At 40.5% G+C, this 20,409-nt stretch carries 21 protein-coding genes; 7 read left to right on the top strand and 14 right to left on the bottom strand.

The genetic code is table 11. From position 1 onward, the window contains the following. The first annotated feature begins 32 nt into the window (after nucleotides 1–32). The 4 genes from BK139_RS15810 to BK139_RS15795 all read left to right on the top strand — a co-directional run bounded on the left by BK139_RS15810 (nucleotide 33) and on the right by BK139_RS15795 (nucleotide 3,219). A complete protein-coding gene (locus tag BK139_RS15810) occupies nucleotides 33–926 on the top strand; it encodes an ABC transporter permease subunit (RefSeq protein WP_076260581.1) in 894 nt (297 codons plus the stop codon). Between the two features lie 5 nt (nucleotides 927–931). Then, nucleotides 932–1,849 (top strand): ABC transporter permease subunit, encoded by a 918-nt coding sequence (locus BK139_RS15805; protein ID WP_076260578.1) that lies wholly within the window; start codon nucleotides 932–934, stop codon nucleotides 1,847–1,849. 101 nt (nucleotides 1,850–1,950) lie between these two features. Beyond that, complete coding sequence (locus BK139_RS15800; protein WP_076260575.1) at nucleotides 1,951–2,643, top strand: Crp/Fnr family transcriptional regulator; 693 nt, start codon at nucleotides 1,951–1,953, stop codon at nucleotides 2,641–2,643. A gap of 111 nt (nucleotides 2,644–2,754) precedes the next feature. Then, nucleotides 2,755–3,219, top strand: coding sequence for an Hsp20 family protein (locus tag BK139_RS15795; RefSeq protein ID WP_048008335.1), 465 nt, complete (start codon nucleotides 2,755–2,757; stop codon nucleotides 3,217–3,219). 93 nt (nucleotides 3,220–3,312) lie between these two features. Here the strand turns inward: BK139_RS15795 and BK139_RS15790 are convergent, their stop codons facing one another. The 3 genes from BK139_RS15790 to BK139_RS15780 form a co-directional block, all read right to left on the bottom strand. Next, the gene (locus tag BK139_RS15790; protein ID WP_076260572.1) at nucleotides 3,313–5,721 is read right to left on the bottom strand and encodes an ABC transporter permease subunit; all 2,409 of its coding nucleotides are present in this window, start codon (nucleotides 5,719–5,721) and stop codon (nucleotides 3,313–3,315) included. Then, nucleotides 5,714–6,577 carry an ABC transporter permease subunit gene (locus tag BK139_RS15785; protein ID WP_076260569.1) on the bottom strand — a complete coding sequence of 288 codons (864 nt, stop codon included), beginning with the start codon at nucleotides 6,575–6,577 and terminating at the stop codon, nucleotides 5,714–5,716. Before BK139_RS15785 ends, BK139_RS15790 begins: the two co-directional genes overlap by 8 nt. Before the next feature lie 204 nt (nucleotides 6,578–6,781). Then, nucleotides 6,782–7,351 (bottom strand): YppG family protein, encoded by a 570-nt coding sequence (locus tag BK139_RS15780; RefSeq protein WP_083675396.1) that lies wholly within the window; start codon nucleotides 7,349–7,351, stop codon nucleotides 6,782–6,784. Between the two features lie 318 nt (nucleotides 7,352–7,669). Here BK139_RS15780 and BK139_RS15775 point away from each other — a divergent pair, with 318 nt between their 5' ends. After that, nucleotides 7,670–7,885, top strand: coding sequence for a YppF family protein (locus BK139_RS15775; protein WP_061792775.1), 216 nt, complete (start codon nucleotides 7,670–7,672; stop codon nucleotides 7,883–7,885). 26 nt (nucleotides 7,886–7,911) lie between these two features. Here the strand turns inward: BK139_RS15775 and BK139_RS15770 are convergent, their stop codons facing one another. From BK139_RS15770 to BK139_RS15755, 3 genes are all read right to left on the bottom strand, one after another. Continuing rightward, entirely contained in the window at nucleotides 7,912–8,289 is a 378-nt protein-coding gene (locus BK139_RS15770; protein WP_076260566.1) for a YppE family protein, read from the bottom strand. 71 nt (nucleotides 8,290–8,360) lie between these two features. Beyond that, nucleotides 8,361–8,624, bottom strand: coding sequence for a hypothetical protein (locus tag BK139_RS15765; protein WP_076260564.1), 264 nt, complete (start codon nucleotides 8,622–8,624; stop codon nucleotides 8,361–8,363). A gap of 470 nt (nucleotides 8,625–9,094) precedes the next feature. Beyond that, complete coding sequence (locus tag BK139_RS15755) at nucleotides 9,095–10,087, bottom strand: DUF2515 domain-containing protein (protein ID WP_076260559.1); 993 nt, start codon at nucleotides 10,085–10,087, stop codon at nucleotides 9,095–9,097. 178 nt (nucleotides 10,088–10,265) lie between these two features. Here BK139_RS15755 and recU point away from each other — a divergent pair, with 178 nt between their 5' ends. Together recU and BK139_RS15745 are read left to right on the top strand one after the other, a co-directional pair. Then, a complete protein-coding gene (gene recU / locus BK139_RS15750; protein ID WP_076260556.1) occupies nucleotides 10,266–10,877 on the top strand; it encodes a Holliday junction resolvase RecU in 612 nt (203 codons plus the stop codon). A gap of 40 nt (nucleotides 10,878–10,917) precedes the next feature. Then, nucleotides 10,918–13,614 (top strand): penicillin-binding protein 1A, encoded by a 2,697-nt coding sequence (locus BK139_RS15745; RefSeq protein WP_076260553.1) that lies wholly within the window; start codon nucleotides 10,918–10,920, stop codon nucleotides 13,612–13,614. 37 nt (nucleotides 13,615–13,651) lie between these two features. Here BK139_RS15745 and BK139_RS15740 read toward each other — a convergent pair whose 3' ends face one another. From BK139_RS15740 to BK139_RS15705, 8 genes are all read right to left on the bottom strand, one after another. After that, nucleotides 13,652–14,173 carry a YpoC family protein gene (locus tag BK139_RS15740; RefSeq protein ID WP_076260550.1) on the bottom strand — a complete coding sequence of 174 codons (522 nt, stop codon included), beginning with the start codon at nucleotides 14,171–14,173 and terminating at the stop codon, nucleotides 13,652–13,654. Then, complete coding sequence (gene nth / locus BK139_RS15735) at nucleotides 14,170–14,826, bottom strand: endonuclease III (RefSeq protein ID WP_076260547.1); 657 nt, start codon at nucleotides 14,824–14,826, stop codon at nucleotides 14,170–14,172. Before nth ends, BK139_RS15740 begins: the two co-directional genes overlap by 4 nt. Before the next feature lie 50 nt (nucleotides 14,827–14,876). After that, a complete protein-coding gene (locus BK139_RS15730; protein WP_076260545.1) occupies nucleotides 14,877–15,587 on the bottom strand; it encodes a DnaD domain-containing protein in 711 nt (236 codons plus the stop codon). Nucleotides 15,588–15,765: 178 nt separating this feature from the next. Next, entirely contained in the window at nucleotides 15,766–17,058 is a 1,293-nt protein-coding gene (gene asnS / locus BK139_RS15725) for an asparagine--tRNA ligase (RefSeq protein WP_175609139.1), read from the bottom strand. Nucleotides 17,059–17,224: 166 nt separating this feature from the next. Next, entirely contained in the window at nucleotides 17,225–18,409 is a 1,185-nt protein-coding gene (locus BK139_RS15720; RefSeq protein ID WP_139325641.1) for a pyridoxal phosphate-dependent aminotransferase, read from the bottom strand. A gap of 57 nt (nucleotides 18,410–18,466) precedes the next feature. Beyond that, on the bottom strand, nucleotides 18,467–18,940 hold the full coding sequence (locus BK139_RS15715) for a cell wall elongation regulator TseB-like domain-containing protein (RefSeq protein ID WP_076260536.1): 474 nt from the start codon (nucleotides 18,938–18,940) through the stop codon (nucleotides 18,467–18,469). A 15-nt stretch (nucleotides 18,941–18,955) separates the two neighbouring features. Further along, nucleotides 18,956–19,126 carry a YpmA family protein gene (locus BK139_RS15710; RefSeq protein ID WP_009332715.1) on the bottom strand — a complete coding sequence of 57 codons (171 nt, stop codon included), beginning with the start codon at nucleotides 19,124–19,126 and terminating at the stop codon, nucleotides 18,956–18,958. Between the two features lie 303 nt (nucleotides 19,127–19,429). Beyond that, nucleotides 19,430–20,278, bottom strand: coding sequence for a ComEC/Rec2 family competence protein (locus tag BK139_RS15705; RefSeq protein WP_076260533.1), 849 nt, complete (start codon nucleotides 20,276–20,278; stop codon nucleotides 19,430–19,432). Nucleotides 20,279–20,409: the final 131 nt, after the last annotated feature.

The raw sequence follows: 20,409 nt of genomic DNA, 5'->3' as shown, positions 1-20,409 counted from the left end.
TATATCCATTTTTTCTCAAATGAGGTGAAGTCATGCTGCAAAGCATTTTAAAATCAACAGGTGTATTTATGTTAATTGTCATTGGATTTATCCTGATTCTTTTTCTTCCAAGAGAAAAGGAAGTAACCTTTTTATCGGCCTTTCATATTGAAGCAGATTACCCCTTCAGCTTTGAACTATATCTGGAAAGAATAGAAGATTTCACTGGCCATATCTTAACTGAAAAAGGATTAGGGGAAGCCCGCACCGGACGCCCCGTTAGTGAAGAAGCTGGAATATTCGTTGCGCGCAGCTTAAAAATTGTTCTGCCTGCTTTCATTGTCAGCATGCTTCTTGGCACATTAATGGGTGCTGTCCAATTTTACCGGAGAACAAAATTCACCGGGAAGCTGCAGAATTTTCTTTCCTGGATGTTTTCTTCCATACCCGATTTTTTTCTGTTTATTGCCATTCAGTATCTATTCATTCTGATGATGCAGCATGGACTTCCGCACTTTAAGCTATATGGACATGAAAATTGGTATAGCTTTTTATTGCCGCTCATTTCATTATCCCTATTTCCATTTCTGCACATGTCCCGTTTTACATCGGCTGCTCTTGAAAATGAAATGGGCGAAGAGTATGTGCGCACAGCATATGCAAAAGGGCTTGGCGACTTTAAAGCACTTCTTCACATGCTCTGGAATTGCTGGTCCCCCATTATGAACCAGGCGCAGCTGGTGATGCTCTATATCCTATCCAGTCTCCCAATCATTGAAAAGCTGGCAGGCTATAATGGGGCAGGCAAGGAACTTCTATTCAGCATATCATCTAATGATGAAATGAAGGCACTGTCCCTGATGCTTCCCTTCCTCTTCATCATGTTTTTAACAATTATCCTTTCACAGACAGCAAAAATATGGCTCGTCCAAAAGGAAAGGGTGTGAGGGAAATGCGATTTTTATCTTGGATCAAGAAACATGCTTTATTTTGCTTAGGAACCTTTTTGCTGCTGCTATTGCTGGCAATCACGTTTGCCGGACCATATCTTCCTTTTGTTGACCGTGAGCTAACAACGATTACATACATCCTAAATGAGGATAAGAAGCCAGTTATACCGCCTTATCCGCCATCAGAGGATTACATATTCGGCACTGACAAAAGCGGAAGGGATTTGCTAAGCCTGATTATCCTGGGGGCAAGAGAAACCATTTTGCTTGTTGCCTGTATAACTGTCCTTCGGTATGTACTGGCCATTCCGCTCTCCTTTCTTGCACACAAAAAATGGCTGGGTACACACCTTTTGCTTAAATGGCTGAATGGACTGCTGTCATATATTCCAACCATCATCATCGTCATGCTTCTTGCCATGCTTCCGCCATTTTTGCTGAGTGAATACCGCCCCTTATTCCTGCTCCTTATTATTGCTCTGGCAGAAATGCCCCGTGCTGCTGAAATGATAAAGCTGGAATTCGATCAGATTTCATCTAAAGAGTATATATATGGAGGGATTGCTGCCGGAGCATCACCTTACAGGCTTTTCAGAATATACTATCTTCCTCTTCTATATAGTAAGCTTCTTGTTTATATGGTTACTGATCTTGGAAAAGTCATGTTTCTGCTTGGTCAATTAGGGTTTGTCGGCATTTTTATTTCGCAGGATTTTGTTCAATCCATGACAGGAGATTGGCAATTGGTCAATAATTCGATTTCTTGGCCAATGATGATGATTAAAGCCTTTGAGGATATAAGAGGCCCAATTTGGATTCCTTTTTTCTCGGCATTTGCCATGACCTATGCTATCTTAACCTTCAATATATTCGCGGAGGGATTAAAATCATTTTTCACCAGGAAGGTCCGATATATTTAGATATCACAGCCGGGATTATTAAAATAAGCTTTTCTTAATATAAACGTTATTAATGTTTTTTGTTACAATAAGCTTAATAGGACAGAAGCAAGAGGTGGATTATGAAAGCAGAAGAAATTAAGGCAGTTCTCTCCCAGTTCTCTCTTTTTAAAGAGCTGAACAGCGAAGAACTGGATAAAGTAGTTGAGATATCCATATCACGGGAATGGAAAAAAGGAAGTCATGTTTTTCTGCAGGACGACCCGCTGGATAATGTTTATTTTATTAACAACGGCAGAGTTAAGATTTATAGAAGTGATATTAATGGAAAAGAACAGATAGTTGCCATCCTGGCAAAAGGCGAGATGTTCCCTCACGTGGGATTCTTCAGAAAAGGCGGGTACCCGGCTTATTCCGAGGTGCTGGAAAATGCTCAGCTCGTAGTTGTGCCTATTTCGCAATTTGAAAAGGTGCTTATTGAAAATCCGGAGTTATGTATTAAGGTGTTTAAAGTCCTTGGCGAAAAGATTGTCGACCTGCAGGAGCGCCTGGAATCGCAAATTTTAAACAATACTTATGAGCAAATCATTAAATTGCTTATCCGGCTAGCCAAAATGCATGGAAAAAAGCTTGAAAACGGCAGCTTTGTTCTAAAAGGGGACTTTACCAATAAAGACCTTGCCAATATGATCGGCACCACAAGGGAAACGGTCAGCAGGACTCTAACCAAAATGAAAAAAGAAATGTTAATTGAAACAGACCAGGATGGACATTTAATCATAAACCCTGATCAGCTATTAGAGACAATGTTTTAAAACCGCACTAGATGCGGTTTTTTCTTTTTCCTGATTAACCAACAGGAACATCCACCCAATAGGCGGCATACGATATGTTGAAAAATCCTGTTTGAGAGGGGATGGATGGATATGGAGGATCCAAAGAAAAAGGATCGAAACGAACCATTTGGGGATTTGATGAGATCAATGAATCAGCTTTTCCATGAAAAACCTGGCAGAGGATTTCTGCAGACAATGGATGATTTCTTTAAAAACCCCTTCCCGGCTTCTTCTTCCTTCCATGTTGATGTTGCTGAAACTGAAAAGGAACACATCATTAGTGCGGAACTTCCGGGAATAAATAAAGAGCAAATACAGATTGATATCCTGGATAATTATATAACCATTTCAGTTAAATCCTCTGAGATGATAACGGAAGAAGATGAAAAAAACAAAATTTTCCGCAGGCAGCAAAGCATGCAGCGTTCCAGCCGGACAATTCCGCTTCCACAGCCAGTTAATGAAAAGAAAGTAAAAGCGGTTTACCAAAATGGCCTTTTGCAAATTACAGTACCTAAGCAGCAGGGAAAAAGAATCCTGATCGATGAGAACTGATTCTGACTGCAATCCTGCTTTTATAAAGTCTGGTTAAACAAAAACAAGCAGTATCATGCCTGCTTGTTTTTGTTTGGGTTATCTAAGCTGGTCTTAACTGTTCAGTTTAGATGTATCAATCCAATTATTGAAATAGCCGGTCGGAACACTGAAATAATCCTTTGTGAAGGATATAAACTCCTTCGTATCGACCTCTTTATAGCGGAATTTCTGATAATAATCGGACAGGAACTGCATCCCCACATCCTTAGGAGTCTCCCCTTTCAAGGTATACTTTTCCTGAATCATTTGTAAAATCTCCAGTGCAGGCTGGCCATAAATATATCCTGTATGCTTTACCTCATTAACCGGCACATTTGAATATTGCCTGCCTAAACCAGCTTCCTCGATTGCCTCCATCCGATAATGGGAGATGCCAAATGCCTGCTGTTCAGCTTGATTTTGTCCTGCATAGAAGTACATAGAGGTGGCAAATTCAGTGATTCCTTCATCAATCCACGCATTGTTGTATGGGTCATTAGCTACTGCTCCATAAAAATACTGATGAGCAATTTCATGGACAATAGAAATATCATAAAACCTTTTATCATCAATATAAGGATTTATAGTGACTATACCGGGATATTCCATGAATTGCCCTTCATCCAAAACAATATCAAGCTGCTCATGCGGGTAATCTCCAATTTTATTCTGATAGAAAGATAGTGCTTTTTTAGCCAGTGTTAACGATGCTTCCGGGTTTTTGTCATGATTACCTTTTGAAAATAGTCTGACCTTTACACCGTCTTGCGCTTCCGTTTCATACACTTTCATATCCTTCATGACTGCAATGAAGAAATCCCTGACCCTTTTGGCTTTAACTGTCCCCTCATTTTTTCCTTTTGCCGGATCTATTTCTGCTGTGGAAGCCAGGGAATAGCCTTCAGGCAGCTTATAGGAAACTTTGAAATCTGAGAAGCCTGTATGAAATGTTTCCAGCCCCTCCATATAAGGCTCTTTGTTCCATTTGCCTTTTTGATAGACTGCAGCCATTGGGTACCATTGAGCAAGATAATAATTTGTACCTACATTTGAAAAACGGCTGCCTCCCTCTGGGACTGTAAATCCATATTGGATCTCCACCTCATGTCTGCTTTTATCTTTCATTTCAGGTTTTAAGTTTATTGTCAGCGTATCACCATCCAGCTTAAAAGAAGCTTTTTGCCCATTCACTGTCACTTTTTCGATCTTCGCTTCAGACGATCCTTCAACAGAATCAAATGAATGTCCCTCTTTAAAAACGTTCGGAATGAAATAAAAGACAAGCTCATTCCAGTTATTATCTGATTGGTTTTTCAACTGAATATTTGCATTAGCAGTGAAATAGCCTTCACCGTTCATTTCCAGATCAATTTTATAATCCGCCTTACTGCCGCTTTGGACACCTGTTTTTGAATCCTTTGCAGCCACAACATAGACACCTGCACCTGCAAAAGCAATCACTAATGCAGCGAAGCCTGCTTTAGGGCCGGAGAATGACCAGAAATTCTTTTTTCTGCTATATTGTTTTCTGGAAGGCTGTATTAATGGCTCATGCCCGGTCTTAATCCAGGGAGTACGCTGATAGTTTGATTGAAAGCGGTTCTTCAGTCCATTTGCCAGCAGACTGAAAGACACAGTTGCAAGCAAAAGGACCGCTAATGGTGCAATTAATATATGGGTATTGCCATAAATATTTAATCTTGCCTGACCAACCAATCCCGCCAGCTCCTTTGTTGCTGACAGGTAGATTATGGGGTCATATCTCATAATGGTTCCGCCGACAAAGATATTTAAAAGTGCCAGCTGGCCCATAAGGGCGATGACGTACACAATTTCAAGTATAAACATTACAAGGAACGTTTCCTTTAACTGGGGAAAAATATGCTTCCAGATCAGACGGTGTTTTCCGGCCCCCAGGGCTTTTGCAGCTTCAACATATACAGACTTATATAACTGTGCGGTTTTAAGCCTTACAGAAGATACAATGCTTGGAATGCTGATGACTGACGCAATGACAATAAAAAAGGCAATTAACACATTTTGCTTAAGAGTACTGTTGAAACTTATTGGTGCAAGGAAAAAATACAGGATCAGAAACAGAGGTACATAGCTCCATGCATTTTCGAAAGCAATCAGCCAGCCTGGCGTCCTTCTCAAGGTGCCCGCATACAAACCGATGATTGTTCCAAATGCCATTTTTATAACTGTCACAGCAGCTGCAATAAAAACAGTGTATCTTAATCCATATAAAATCATGGATAAAATATCATAGCCCCATTTATCAGTACCCAGCGGATAGGAGGATGATTCAAAAGGCTCCAGTGGCGGTGCCAGAACCTTCCCGTTTGTATATTGTGTTTCTAAAATCGAAGTTAATGAATGCGGTGCAAGAATAGGCCCGAATATGCTAAGAAAAAGCAAGCCGGTAACCATAACAATTCCGATAATTAAGGAGTAATTTATTTTTAGCAGCTTATTCATAGATAAAACCCCGTTTAAACAGATAGAATATGAGTCTGTTAGAAATATAGACAATTAAAGAAATCAAAAGCATGGCAAACAAGCCAATTGCGATCGGCTGAACCCCGCTGCTCTGAAAAATAAATTTTGTTATGCCGGAAACATTCATAATATGTTCAATAATAAAGAGATTGCCAATAGCCAGGGAAATCACTTTGACCAGTTCGGATTTGATAAATGGCTCTAAATTTTTGAAGACGTGCTGAAAGTTTATGTAATTTAAGCCCATTCCTTTAGCAACTGCAGTCTTAATGTAGTCCTCCCCGCTTGTCTGATAATATTTGACCGACACGAGCTTAAATAAATATAGTGTCGGGGCAATCGCTGCAAGCACTGTGGGAAACCAGGTGTTAAGGGCTCCTCCATCCGGCCTGAGTGAAATCACTCTGATACCGGTCATTTTATATATTTTAACGGCAAGAATCATAGACATCACTATGATGATAAAGTCAGGTATGGCCGCAAGAATATTCATGAATGCCCCAAAAAGCTTAGTAAGCCTGAAGCGGCTGATAAATACCCCGAAAATCAGACTTATAATTAAGGATGCATTTACAGCAATCAATACGATCAGGAGACTGGTCAAAAAGTTATCAGCAATGTCCCCGGCTATAGGACGTGTCTGCATCCCAAGCTCATAGGTACCAAGGCTGCCCTTGCTTATTTCAGAAATAAAATCTCCATAAATATGCGGCAGACTTTCGAAGCTCCATAGCAGACTCCCGCTCAATGGATCAACAGATATAATTTTTGGCAGAGCTGCTAGAAATAAGATTAATACAAATATAATAAAAATTTGCTGCACAGCACGAACCATAGTACCCCCCCTTTATGACTAAGAGTCATTTTTTATTTTTTCACTTTTACCTAAATTTTGTCAATCTGCAATTAAATTCTCATAGAGAATATTTCCTATATACCTTTAAAAATAGACCGGCTATTCTATTTTTAAATATATTTAATCTTTTTTCAAGTCTGATTTTTTAAAACATAAAAAAAAGGCCTGTGCGGCCATGATCCCTTAAGCTTTAAATATTCCGCCAATTCCTTTAACCATGGATGATACCTGCGTGACTGCAGACATCATCTGGCCTGCTGTGTCCACCATTTTATTGAGATCCAGTGATCCATCCTGGGCTTTAAATGAATTCATAATGCTTTGCACGCCAGATGGCTGTTTTGGAATGAAGGATTGCTTTGGATATGGATTCATGTATGGCATTTGCGGAGCTGCTGGCTTGCTTGGCTGATTTCCATAATAATCTTCAGATTCTAGCGGATTCTGAAAAATACCTGCATTTTTTGATCCTGTATGTGAGTAATATCCGGGATCAAAATTTTGCTGCGGATAGGGCTGGTGCGGAAAACTCTGCGGCATTCCTGTCATTTGCTGCGGCTGCTGGTATTCCATATTAAAAGGCGAATAATAAGGATTATACTGTTCGGCAGCTTGGTTATAATTATGCAATGGCTGCTGCCTCATATAATATTGGCCATTGTTCCCCATATAAAATGGATCAAAGTATACATTTTGATTTAAATGGCCGTATGGCTGTATATGGCTCGTTCTATTCATTACTCGGCCAAACATGGGCAAACATCCTCCCCATTCAATAAGATAAGTATATTAGCGATACTATCAGGCAGTAGCCTTCGTATTATCACCATTACAATATATGAATGATTTGCCCAGAATGTGAAAGGAGTAAAAAATGAGTAAAAAAGGAAGCGCTTTCCGTTTTTGTCTAACTATGATGAAAGATGTCGGAAGTTTGATTTTTTTAAAAACGATGAAAAATAAATTTTCATGTTAGGATATAAAAAACAAATTGTTTCTTGTCCGCTTTTTCATTTACCGGGATGCGGGGAAGAAATTTCTCCGCGAATCTATTCTAGAGGAGGCAATATCATGAATGTTCACGAACTACAAATGAAGTTTCATCAGCTGCGGGAGTATACTCCTGAAAATGTTAATGAATTATTGGATTTTGCTAAAAAGGCCTATATCCATAATGAAATTTCCAGTACAGATTATCGAAATCTCGTTCGTGAGCTCGAAGCTCAAGGAGCGGCCGTTCCAGAAAGCTACAAAGATAATACCCTCCAGGATTCAGTAAATGCATAAGAAATCAATGAAAAAGGGAGCCTGATTCAGGTTCCCTTTTTTTCATCATTTAACAATATTATCAACTGCTTTAACACATACACAGCCGAATTAACATAATTAATGAATCTGGTTCTGCTTGTTTCAGGAAAAAACGCCTGAATGGAAACCATTTCAATATGTTCCGAAGCAGATTCAATCTGCTGTGAATAAAGATTTCGTGGTTTATGAATGCTAACCCACTCCCGAGCTTCTTCTTTCCATCGGTCATTTATGGATTTAACCTCATCAGCAAAAGGTTTGACTTCATTATAAAAATCACCCTTTTCACCTGATTCCTTAACCTTTTTATACCTGCTGTCCGAGATCTCCACATATTCAAGCAGCAGTTCTGTCATTTGCAGCAGGGAATGTTCATTTACCATGGGCTTCATCTCCAAAAATAAAAGTAGCTAGTCAATTTTAGCTACTGAAGGATACTGCTATTCTATTCGACTTAGAAGCCGAGTTCAAGCTTCATACGTGCTGATCTTTTTGCGCTCTCTATACTGTCTGCCTCAGACCTGATTGCCGTCATATCTTCTTCAATCACTTCGAGCCTGCTTTCACAAGCCTCTATTTTTTCTGACTGTTCATAATACCAATCCTGCCGAAGTCCCGACAAATTAGACTCCAGTACATTTTCAAGCTCTTCAAGCTGATCGTATATTTCTGAAAGCATGGCCAGCAATTCATTTTTTTCTACCATTTTTCCCTGCATTCAAAAAACCTCCCGATTTCTTTTTCTCCTTGCCATCTGCCATAAATACAATGAAGGATACAGTGAAAATTTGCTTTGTGCCTACATAAATTCTATCTTCCCTGAAGGTTTCCTCCACGCATGACAAAACTAGAAGTGATTCGCCAAAGAAAGTACTTATTTGCATAGAAGCGGCAAGGTTTCGACAGCCTCCGAAGAATGAAAATTATATCATTGAACAAACTAATGAACGGAGGTGTTATGTTATGGCAAAAAAAGAAAAACAAAATAAAGTTCAGCCAAAAAAGCTGGAAGAAACAAAAGCAGGCTATGGCAATAAGAAGCTTGAAGGTCCTGACCGCCCTTCAACTTAACAGAACAAAAGCGGAAGCGGATTGGCTTCTGATCTCGAAGGGGGCAGGCACTGGGGCTGGATGCAGACACTAAAAAAGCAAGGGAACCCTTGCTTTTTTGTTTGCAGTTTTATTCTGTTAGCAAATTGAGAGAAATATTTTCCCCAGCTTGGCAGCTTTGTGAAGCTGGTCCTGTTTATGCAAATACCATTTTGTAATATGGACGGGATGTTTTAGGACAACCGATTCTGATGTCCATTTACTCTTTATGCGTTTTTTGACAGACCAATCAGTAAATTGATGTATGTGATGAGTGATTATTGGGTATGTACAGCGTAAGAAAGGAGTAGTTCTCCGTTTTCTTCCATTAAAGTATTTCTCATAATCATGCCTTGAACCAGTATGAACCGTGCGTAAAGCAAATTCATACACGTCGTCATAATAACTTGTGTCAAATAATATTTCTGCCAGCCGTTTTCCAAGATCAATTCTTTTGGACACCGAGCGGAAACCATTAACACTCGCCCCGTATAATTCTCCTTTACAGGTAGGGAAGATGACTGAACTAAAATGAAGATAATCCTGAAAGGAAAAAAGCAATGTATGAAAAACTTTATTTTTATAAATAGAATGCTCCATTACAGGCTCTTGAATAACATTTTGTTCGTTGATAATCAGTGAAATCATTAACCTCTTTTTATTTCTATTTTTCCAGAAATAAAGCCACTCCTTTTCCATAAAGGCCGATACATGGAAAGTTTTTAATAAATGAAACATTGGCCTATTTAGTTTCGTCGAATAATGATAGAGGAGCAGTTGGGGAAATGCATCCTGAAAAATAAGCCAATTAGCCCTTTCATATGTAATATAAAGCATATCCCTGAATTTCTTTCCTATCAATTTAGGAAAACAGTTTCCTTCAAGATCGCACATATTCCAGCCGGCATTACGGGATACCATGGAGGCCAGGAACGCCCAGCGTATTTCAGGATGCTTTTTGTAAATTTGAAAATAAGCTTCCGTTCTCGAGATATTGTCCATGTTATATTTGGCTGTCATTTTCATAATATGATCCTTTATTGACTGTTCCTTTTTTTCATGTCTATTCAGGAATTTCCCAGAAAGAAACACCGCAATTCACCTCAGAAAATGAATGTTCTATATTTAGGCGTCAGGCAGCATCCGGGTAAAACTGGAAAATACTGCTTAACTGGAGTTTCCTATATACTTTGTTATTTAGAACTTTTTATTCAACCAAATCACGCGTACTTTTGTTATCATAGGGAGTAGCTGAAAATGAGGTGAACGCATGAATTTCCACTATCCTAATGGCAGGAGATATACCCCGCCTGCTAATAGCGCCAAAAAACTGGCTCCAGAGAAGAAATGGACATACAGCAATCGCGGAATGACACTGGAGGAAGATATAAATGAAACCAATGAATTCTATTTGGAACATGGGATAGCCACTATTCATAAAAAGCCCACGCCTGTTCAAATCGTACAGGTCGATTATCCAAAGAGAAGTGCAGCCGTTATTAAAGAAGCTTATTTCAAACAAGCATCAACAACTGATTATAATGGTGTGTATAAAGGCAGATATATTGATTTTGAAGCAAAAGAAACCCAGAACACGACCTCCTTCCCTTTAAAAAATTTTCATGAGCACCAGGTAAAGCACATGGAGAAAGTTTTAGCCCAGAAAGGAATTTGTTTTGTCCTCCTCCGCTTCTCGGCTACCGAAGAAGTTTTCCTGTTAGAGGCACATCATCTGCTCTCATATTGGGAGAGAATGAAGGATGGGGGGAGAAAATCAATCACCAAGGGTGAAATTGAAATGAATGGCCATTACATTCCGCTTGGATTTCAGCCCAGAATTGACTATATTAAGATAATAGATTATCTTTATACCCTTAAATAATTAATTTACAGTTCCATTGTCAGAAAGGATGAACATAGATATGACAGAAAAATATCAATCAAGGGAGGAGCGCCGCAAACAGCAATCCAAGCCTAAAAAGAAGGGCAAGAAAAAAGGCACAGGCACTTTTAAACGTATTTTCCTTATTTTAATTGCCCTCGGAATTGCTGGAATGCTCTTAGGAGCAGGCGCTTTTGCTTTTATGGTGAAAGACGCACCAAAGCTTGATGAAAAATTGCTGAAGGATCCCATTTCTTCACAGATTTACGATATGGAGGGCGAATTCATTACAGATGTAGGCTCGGAAAACCGGGATTATGTCGCATATGAAGACATTCCAAAACTTGTGGAAGACGCCTTTTTAGCAACTGAGGATGTCCGATTTTATAAACATAATGGAATGGACTTAATCCGTTTAGGCGGTGCTGTTATCGCAAATGTTACGCGCGGATTTGGTTCTGAAGGGGCAAGTACGATTACCCAGCAGGTGGTAAAGAACTCCTTCCTGAATAATGAAAAAACGCTTAGCAGGAAAGCCCAGGAAGCCTGGCTTGCCTTCCAGCTTGAACGCAAGTATACAAAACAGGAAATCTTTGAAATGTATGTCAATAAGATTTATATGTCTGAAGGCCATGGCGTTTTAACGGCATCGAAAATTTTCTTCGATAAGGAACTTAGTGAGCTGGAGCTTCATGAGGCCGCCCTTCTAGCCGGCATGCCGCAAAGCCCGAACAATTACAATCCTTTTGATCATCCTGACAAAGCAGAGAAAAGGAGAAATATTGTCCTTTCACTGATGAATCAGCATGGTTTTATTACAAAAGAAGCAATGGAAGCAGCCCAAAAGGTTCCTGTTGAATCTACACTTGTGGCTGAAGAAAAAAGAGAAACAAACGAATCAAAATATGATTCTTTCATTGACGTTGTATTAGATGAAGTGGAAGAAAAATATCCAGATTTAAATCCGTATTCTGATGGCCTGAAAATTTATACGACACTGGATCCGAATGCACAGAAGCATGTTGAAAACATTTTAAATACGGATGCAGCCGTAGCCTATCCTGATGAAGAGTTCCAGGCGGGAATCACCCTGCTGGATACAAAAACTGGTGAAATCAGAGCAATCGGCGGAGGACGCAATCAGGAAGTAAAACGCGGCTTTAACTTTGCCGTGGATCAAAAAAGACATGCCGGTTCAACCTTTAAACCAATTGTCGATTATGGACCAGCAATTGAATATCTAAAATGGGGCACTTACCATACAATTGTTGATGAACCTCACACATATTCCGGAGGTACAAAAATCAATAACTGGGATGGAAAGCACATGGGTCCTATGTCCATGCGTGAGGCCCTTGCCCGCTCACGCAATATTCCGGCTCTGAAAACACTTCAGGAAGTCGGGACTGATAAAGCATTGGAATTCACCAATAAATTAGGCATTCCAATGAAAGAGATGTATGAGTCCTATTCCATCGGCGCTTATGAGGTTTCTTCTCTTCAGGTAGCCGGTGCATACAGTGCATTTGGAAACAATGGCTTCTATACTGAGCCACATGCCATCAAGCAAATTGAAATGCGTGACGGCACGAAGCTTGATTTGAAACCTGAATCTGAAGTAGTGATGAAGGATTATACAGCATTTATGATCAGTGATATGCTGAAAAGTGTAGTTAAATCTTCTTACGGAACCGGCCGTCTGGCTGATGTTCCAGGATTGCCTGTAGCAGGGAAAACAGGGACTACAAACTATACAGATGAACAGGAACAGGAATTTGGAATACCCCGAGGTGCCGTGCCTGATGCCTGGTTTGCAGGCTATACAACTAACTATACAGCAGCTGTCTGGACCGGCTATCAGGATAGAAAAAATTATATCCCGGCCGGAGATGAGCAAAAAATTGCGCAAAAGCTTTTCAGCAGCTTAATGGCACATGTATCAGAAGGAAAAGAAACCGAGGACTTCAAGGCACCTAACTCTGTGGAGAAGGTAGCCATTGAAAAAGGCAGCAATCCTGCCAAACTGGCAAGCCAGTACACACCTAAGGAGCAAATCATTTATGAGTACGCTGTGAAAGGCAATGCTCCGACTCAAGTATCTGAGAAATTTGATAAACTGGACTCCCCTTCTGGCCTGTCAGCGAACTTTGACCAGGAGGCAAATGAGATCACATTATCATGGGATTACCCTGAAGACGCAGAAGGCACTCAATTTGAAGTGACTGTATCCGTTAATGAAGGCGGAGATCAGCAGCTCAGCGTTACTTCAGAAAAAGGCTTAAAAATTGCCAACCCTCAGCCAGGGGCTGTGTATACCTTTAAAGTAACAGCATTTAACGGTGACCAGCAAAGTGATCCTGCGTCTGTAAAAGTAGAAATCCCTGATCCAAGCCTCATCGAAGAAGATGAAACGGAAGGTGAAGGGCAGGATGGAACGGAAGAAGAACAGGAAGGTCAAGACAACCAAAATGGTGAAGGCGGCCAGGACGGAGACCAGGATGGCGACGGTTCTGGAAATGGTAATGGTGAAGGTTCTGGAAATGGTAATGGTGAAGGTTCCGGAGATGGCTCTGGAGATGGTGAAGGAGCCGGAAACGGCGACGGTGATGATGAAGGTTCCGGAGAAGGCGATACTGGAACTGGAGAAGGAACGGGAACTGGAGCAGGGACTGGAACTGGCGGTGACACCGGAGGAGCTTCCGGCAACGGATCTGAATCCAATGGCGGCCGTAATTAAATAAAGCTAATGAAAAAAGCGCTGATTCAGTTTTGAATCAGCGCTTTTTCTTCATTTTTTCCAATGCCAGCATCTTCATACATTGCTTCTCCATTTCGTCTATAAGTTCAGACAGCTGTATGTAAGAATGATAAAAAGCCGGACGTGCAAAAATGAAATCCAGCCGTTCTTTAATATTCACTGGCTTTATTGACAACTCTCCGGGATCGGACAAAAGGTTTACCGGCTTCCGGTTTGTCCAATAGAGCATCTGTAAAAACAATCCCAAAGATACTTTCATCGGATCTAAAGCAGCTTTCCGGTCACGGTTTGTGAAGTGCATACCAAGAAGATCCTTCTGTCCTGCCCATTCATCAATCATAACCGGAATATATTTAGCATTGTTTTCCCAAGGTCTTACTGAAGGGATTCCCGCATAAAAAGCCGCTTCATATAAAAAGGGCGGCAACGGCTGGTAAGCGAAAAGAGATTCTTCTTTTACAGCCAATGAATCACCCCTTTTATAAAACAGGGAATGGCATAATTGTTCTTTAACAGGAATGACGATTTCTCCGGTCATTTTGCCTGCTTCACCTTCATTCGTTTTTTTCCTTCGCGGCATAAATCGAGCAGCGGGCAGATTTCACACTGAGGATTCTGTGCCTTACAGTGATATCTTCCAAAAAAGATCATACGATGATGTGTAATTGACCATTCATCCAACGGCACTTTCTTCATCAATGCTTTTTCAACTTCCAGTACAGAGTCCTTCCAGCGGCAGAAACCAAGCCTTTTGCTGACTCGTTCAACATGAGTATCAACCGCAATGGCAGGCACCCCAAAAGCCACTGAGACTACGACATTAGCTGTTTTGCGGCCTACTCCGGGGAGCTTTGTCAGCTCGTCTCTGTCGCGCGGCACTACCCCTCCATATTCAGCGAGAAGCAATCTGCATAGCTTTTGGATATTCTTGGCTTTGTTTCGATAAAGACCAATGGAACGGATATCCTCCTGTAACTCCTCTATGGAAACTTGAAGGTAATCCTCGGGGGTTTTATACTTTTGGAACAGGTTCCTTGTCACTTTGTTAACCAGTGCATCAGTACATTGTGCAGACAGTGCCACTGCTATGACCAGTTCAAACGGGTTGGAATGATTCAATTCGCAATGTGCCTCAGGGAACATTTCTCCCATTGCATCAAGGCAGTGTCTAATTTGTGTTTTATTTAACAAAGAAATCACCAACTTACTATCTTCATTATTTTTTCGGCAGCAGTGTCTGCTTACTGTTCAAGCCAATTATAAAAGGGAACAGATTTCGTTGTCTGTGACGGAGTATCCTCCCTCTTCGTCCTTTGCTGTGCTTGATTCTGTCTGAATTTTTTCCCATAGCTTTTAGCCTGTTCAATCGTTTTTATGCCGTTCTTTTTCCATTCAAAAAGAATCCTGTCTATATACCTGAAATTCAATTTACCGGACAGGACAGATTCTCTTAAGGCAGCTTTTATAATATGGGGATCATGGTGATCATCATCCATCCAAAGAGCAAGTGTTTCACATTCAAAAGGTGAAAGCGGCCTGCCAAACTCCCTTTCAAAGCAGGTATAAAGATCTGTTTCCTCCTGCTGCATCTTAGCAGCTTCCTCTTTTTTACCGGTGAGCAGAAACTGATCAATGAGCTTCTCCCAAAGCGGATCAAGATGGTAACTTTCATATCTGATTCCATCGGCAGAGTAGCTGTCTTTAATATCAATAAAGCCTTTTTGGATTAGTTTTCTTAGCATTTCCGTGCATTCAGCCACAGAAATGGTCATGCGGGAAGATAATTCTACAGGGGTGGGAAATTGATTCCCATGTTCAATATAGGAAATTACATGAAGTATCAGGACGAGTTCATGTTCATTCAAATTCATTTCTTTATATTGTGAAAGCAGGACGCCAGGTATTGAAATATTACCTTCCTGCAGCCATTTTAATAAACTATTTTTGGACATTCGGGACACCTCCTTCTCAGTATATCATGAACATAGTGACCAAAGTGAGTTGAAAAAACGGTAACTTTTCCATGAAGATTCAGCTTGACTGCCTTCTTTTGAATGTTCTAACGAAACTGGAAGAAGCAAAAAATCCGCGGGAGGCGGATTTTTGCTTTATTTATTAATTCATTTTTTATTATGGATATAGGCGGTTTAATAATCGAGGGAACGGAATTGTTTCACGTACATGCTCGACGCCGCTGATCCAGGCAACAGTTCTTTCAAGCCCAAGACCAAATCCGGAATGTGGCACTGAACCATATTGGCGAAGCTCCAGGTACCACTTGTAAGCATCCAAATCTAATTTATGTTCATCTATGCGCTGCTTAAGCAGGTCATAATCATGAATCCGCTCAGAGCCGCCGATGATTTCACCATATCCTTCAGGAGCAATCAAGTCGGCACATAGTACAACATCTTCTCTTGCAGGATCCGGCTGCATATAGAAAGGCTTCAGTGAAGTTGGATAGTGCGTGATAAAGACTGGCTTATCATAGCTTTCTGCAATAGCTGTTTCATGCGGTGCTCCAAAGTCGTCTCCCCACTGAATATCATCGAAGCCTTTTTCCTGAAGAAACTTAATTGCCTCATCATACGTGATACGCGGGAATGGTGCTGTAATTTTTTCAAGCTTTTCTGTATCACGGCCAAGTGTTTTAAGTTCAATTGGACAATTCTTAAGTACGGACTGAACAATATGAGCAACATATTCTTCCTGAACCTTTAAGTTTTCATCAAATTCACAGAAAGCCATTTCAGGTTCAATCATCCAAAATTCGATTAAATGACGGCGGGTTTTTGACTTTTCAGCACGGAAAGTCGGACCGAATGAAAATACTCTTCCAAGAGCCATCGCAGCTGCTTCCATATAAAGCTGGCCGCTTTGGGATAAATAAGCATCTTCATCAAAATACTTGGTCGCAAAAAGCTCGGACGTTCCTTCCGGTGCGCTGCCCGTCAGAATTGGCGGGTCAACCTTGGAAAACCCTTGCTCATTGAAAAACTCATAAGTTGCCCGGATAATTTCATTTCTGATTTTCATGACTGCATGCTGACGGCGGGACCGCAGCCACAAGTGGCGATTATCCATAAGGAATTCAGTTCCATGCTCTTTTGGCGTAATAGGATAATCGACAGCCTGATGAAGAACTTCAAGGCCTGTCACCAGCATTTCAAATCCGAAAGGAGAACGCTCGTCCTTTTGGATTCTGCCCGTCACATATACAGAGGATTCCTGAGTGACTGATTTAGCACCTTGGAAGATTTCCTCCGGCACTTCCGCTTTTACTACAACACCTTGAATAAATCCTGTACCATCGCGCAGCTGCAAAAACGCAATCTTCCCGCTTGAACGCTTGTTGGCAATCCAAGCACCGATGGTAACTTCCTGATCAACATATTTATGAACTTGAGAAATTGTTGTTTTTATCAATTTAAGTTCCCTCCAAAAAAATCTAAGCAATCACTTCTTATGTATCGCTATATATTATACCTTCAAGGACATTGACAAGCAATAACAGTAAATTATTAATCGCTCTAATTAGGCTGAAAACATAGAAGGAAGCCGGATACGATCCGGCTTTCCCGTTTTACTATTATTTTAAGTTCTTTTCAACAAATCCGTGCATCCGTTCCACTGCCTTTTCTAATAACTCAAGAGAAGTTGCATAGGATAAACGGATATTATCCGGAGCGCCAAAACCTGATCCAGGAATAACTGCAACCATCGCTTCCTCCAGAAGCGCCTCCACAAATTCATCGACACTCGCAAATCCGGTCAGTTCTGCTGCCTTTTTTACATTAGGAAACAGATAAAATGCACCTTGTGGCTTTACACAGGTAAAGCCCGGAATGCTGATTAATTTATCGTAGATAACGTTTAGTCGATGTTCGAATGCTTCTCTCATTTCTTCCAATGTATCCTGCGGCCCGGCATATGCAGCGATCGAGCCATATTGTGCTGTTGTTGTCGGGTTGGATGTACTGTGGCTGGCAAGGTTGGTCATAGCTTTGATAATACTTTTATTGCCTGCAGCATATCCAATTCTCCAGCCTGTCATAGAATGAGATTTGGATACCCCGTTAATTATAATGGTTTGTTCCTTAAGCTCTGGTGAAAGCTCAGCAATCGAAGTATGCTGATGGCTGCCATAAACCAGTTTTTCATAAATTTCATCAGATACAATCAGCACATTATGCTTCAAACATACCTCGCCAAGCTCCTTTAATTCCTCAGCAGAATAAAGCATGCCAGTCGGGTTGCTTGGAGAGTTGATAATAACAGCCTTGGTTTTGTCAGTTATGCTTTTGGCCAGCTGTTCCGGAGTGATTTTAAAGTCATTTTCTTCTCTTCCCTCTGCATAAACAGGAACACCCCCGGCTAGTTTAACCTGTTCAGGATAGCTGACCCAATATGGAATCGGGATAATGACTTCATCCCCTTCATTCAGCAATACCTGGAACAGTGTATATAAGCCATGCTTTGCCCCATTAGTTACGATGATTTGTGAAGCATCATATTCAAGTCCCTGATCTTTTTTAAACTTGTTTGCGATTTCTTTCTTTAATGCTGGAAGACCTGCCGATGGTGTATATTTTGTATGACCCTCATTCATGGAATTCACTGCAGCATCAATGATATGCTGTGGCGTATTAAAATCCGGTTCGCCTGCTCCCAATCCGATAACATCATGTCCCTGGGCCTTTAGTTCTTTTGCTTTAGCAGTGATTGCCAGAGTTGTTGATGGTGTTAATGCTTTTACTCTTTGTGCCAATTGAATCTCCATTGCTTGCTTCCTCCCGATTTTCTCCTGCACTGTGGCGGTGAATGCCTATGGCTACAGGTTTTCAATTTTTTTCAGCCATTCCCCTGTTTTAAAATCTATATAGTAATAATTTATTAAATTACTGCCGGAACGGTAATGAATTTCCCATAATGGAATATTTTTCTCCATCCCCAGCCGAACAGACACGATCTCAGCAGAATTCTTCTCCTGCTTGAGCCTGTTAATGGCTTCATTTTTGGAAATTCCATCGGATTGCTTCAGTGAGACGATTTTTCCTTTTTTTTCCGGAACCCAGACATATATGCTTGTACCATCATGGTCTTTGCCTTCAATCACATAGAAGGTCTCAGTTCCATGATATAAGTTGAAGTCTTCAGCTTCAGCAAGATCCGTTTCCTGTTTTGCAAGCTCAACTGCCTTTGATTCTGCTGCCCTCACTGGCTTCATACTGTTTAAGTAAATGAAAGAGCCTGCTCCAATGCTTATAGCAAGCAGAATAAGGATACCCCATAATATTTTTTTCATGTCTCCATCACTCTTTTATGTACGATAAATCGTAAAAATCGCTTTATTTTGGTCTTCCTGATCAAGCGCCAAACCGAACATCAAGTCTTTTTCTTTTAACGTTCTGTTCAGTGCATCAACAATTTTATACAGATCCGGGCTTTGCTGGATCTTCACCGTAGATAAAACCTCAATTTTGCTTTCCATTCTGGAATTCCTCCTCAGCCTCTACAATATTTGTAACTTATATACCCAACCGTTAAGGTTAAACTAACTTTACAAAGAAATAATTCTCAGTAACAGTATAACAGCAGAAATGATCAACTGGTATTAAAACAATACAAATTTTCTTCTGGTTCACCACGTCATGCTGCGCCATAAGCGCAGCTTTTTCGTTACCTTCCTTTTCAAAAGGCAAGAACTTAGCTGAGTTACACTAATTAGCCGCCAAAAATTAATTGCCTTCACAAAATCTTCCCTGGGAATTTTTCGTGAAGGTTCATTTTCTGTTTATTTGAACTCCTCACCCGGGAAAATCGTGAATAGCTCATAATTAACGTCTGTAAATTTGATGGTGACCGTACCGTGCTTTCTTGTATAATATACATCAACCCAGGCATCATTTAACAGCCGGAACAGATCTGAATCATGTTTTATAGATGGTCTGTAAAAAAGAATAGCGATCTGGGGATCCAGATGTTTAATCATCTCTTCTGATATAGAGCCATCTCCTCCAAATGCAGGAAGTTTAACAATATTAACATTCGATAACTCTTTTTCCATAAGAAATTCTTTGGCTTCCGGACTTGTCGAGTTCATAAACAATACCCGATGTCTTTTAAATATAAAGGAAATATCCATTCCTTCACCCAGGTCACTGCCTTCGTATAAAACTTCTGCATGTAATCCCGGAAAAAGCTGCTGCTTCGCATTTTGATTCCAGGCATGAAAATCGAGATCACTTATTCCTTTTTCAGACTTCAGCTCTGACAGGGCAGATTCATTCGCTATAATTTCCCTTACCCCGAAGTTTTCAATAAGCCATTTAAGGCTTGCCTTATTATATAATTCTTTATTTGTCAGGATGACTGCTGAAATCCGATTAACGCCATATAATTCAAGGAGCTTTCTTAATTCACCCTCAGTTCCCTGCCCGCCGGTGTTAATGAGGATTTTTTCGTCATTTCCATGATGAATTAAGGCAGACTCGCCATCCGATAGAGAAAAAAACGTAAAAGCCAGTTCATCACTTTTTAATTTTAAGTCAATGCTTTCCACTTTAACAGGAACTGCCGGTGAATCTTTCGGTATGTAATACCAATTCGCAAACAGCAGCATAAAGGCGAACAGCACGTTCATCTTTCCATTCCTCCTACATTGAAACAAAAGCAGACTGAGGGTTTATTAAAACCCAACAAATTTATGATGTGTTAATCATTTAAATTTATCCTGCATTACAGATCTTTGTTCATCATAAAGGAATGAAAATG

Origin of the sequence: Paenibacillus sp. FSL R5-0490, from assembly GCF_001956215.1 — a bacterium.
Taxonomy (GTDB): domain Bacteria; phylum Bacillota; class Bacilli; order Bacillales; family Cytobacillaceae; genus Cytobacillus.
The sequence above is the reverse complement of the archived record's forward strand: the minus strand, read 5'-3'. Positions and strand labels throughout refer to the sequence as shown.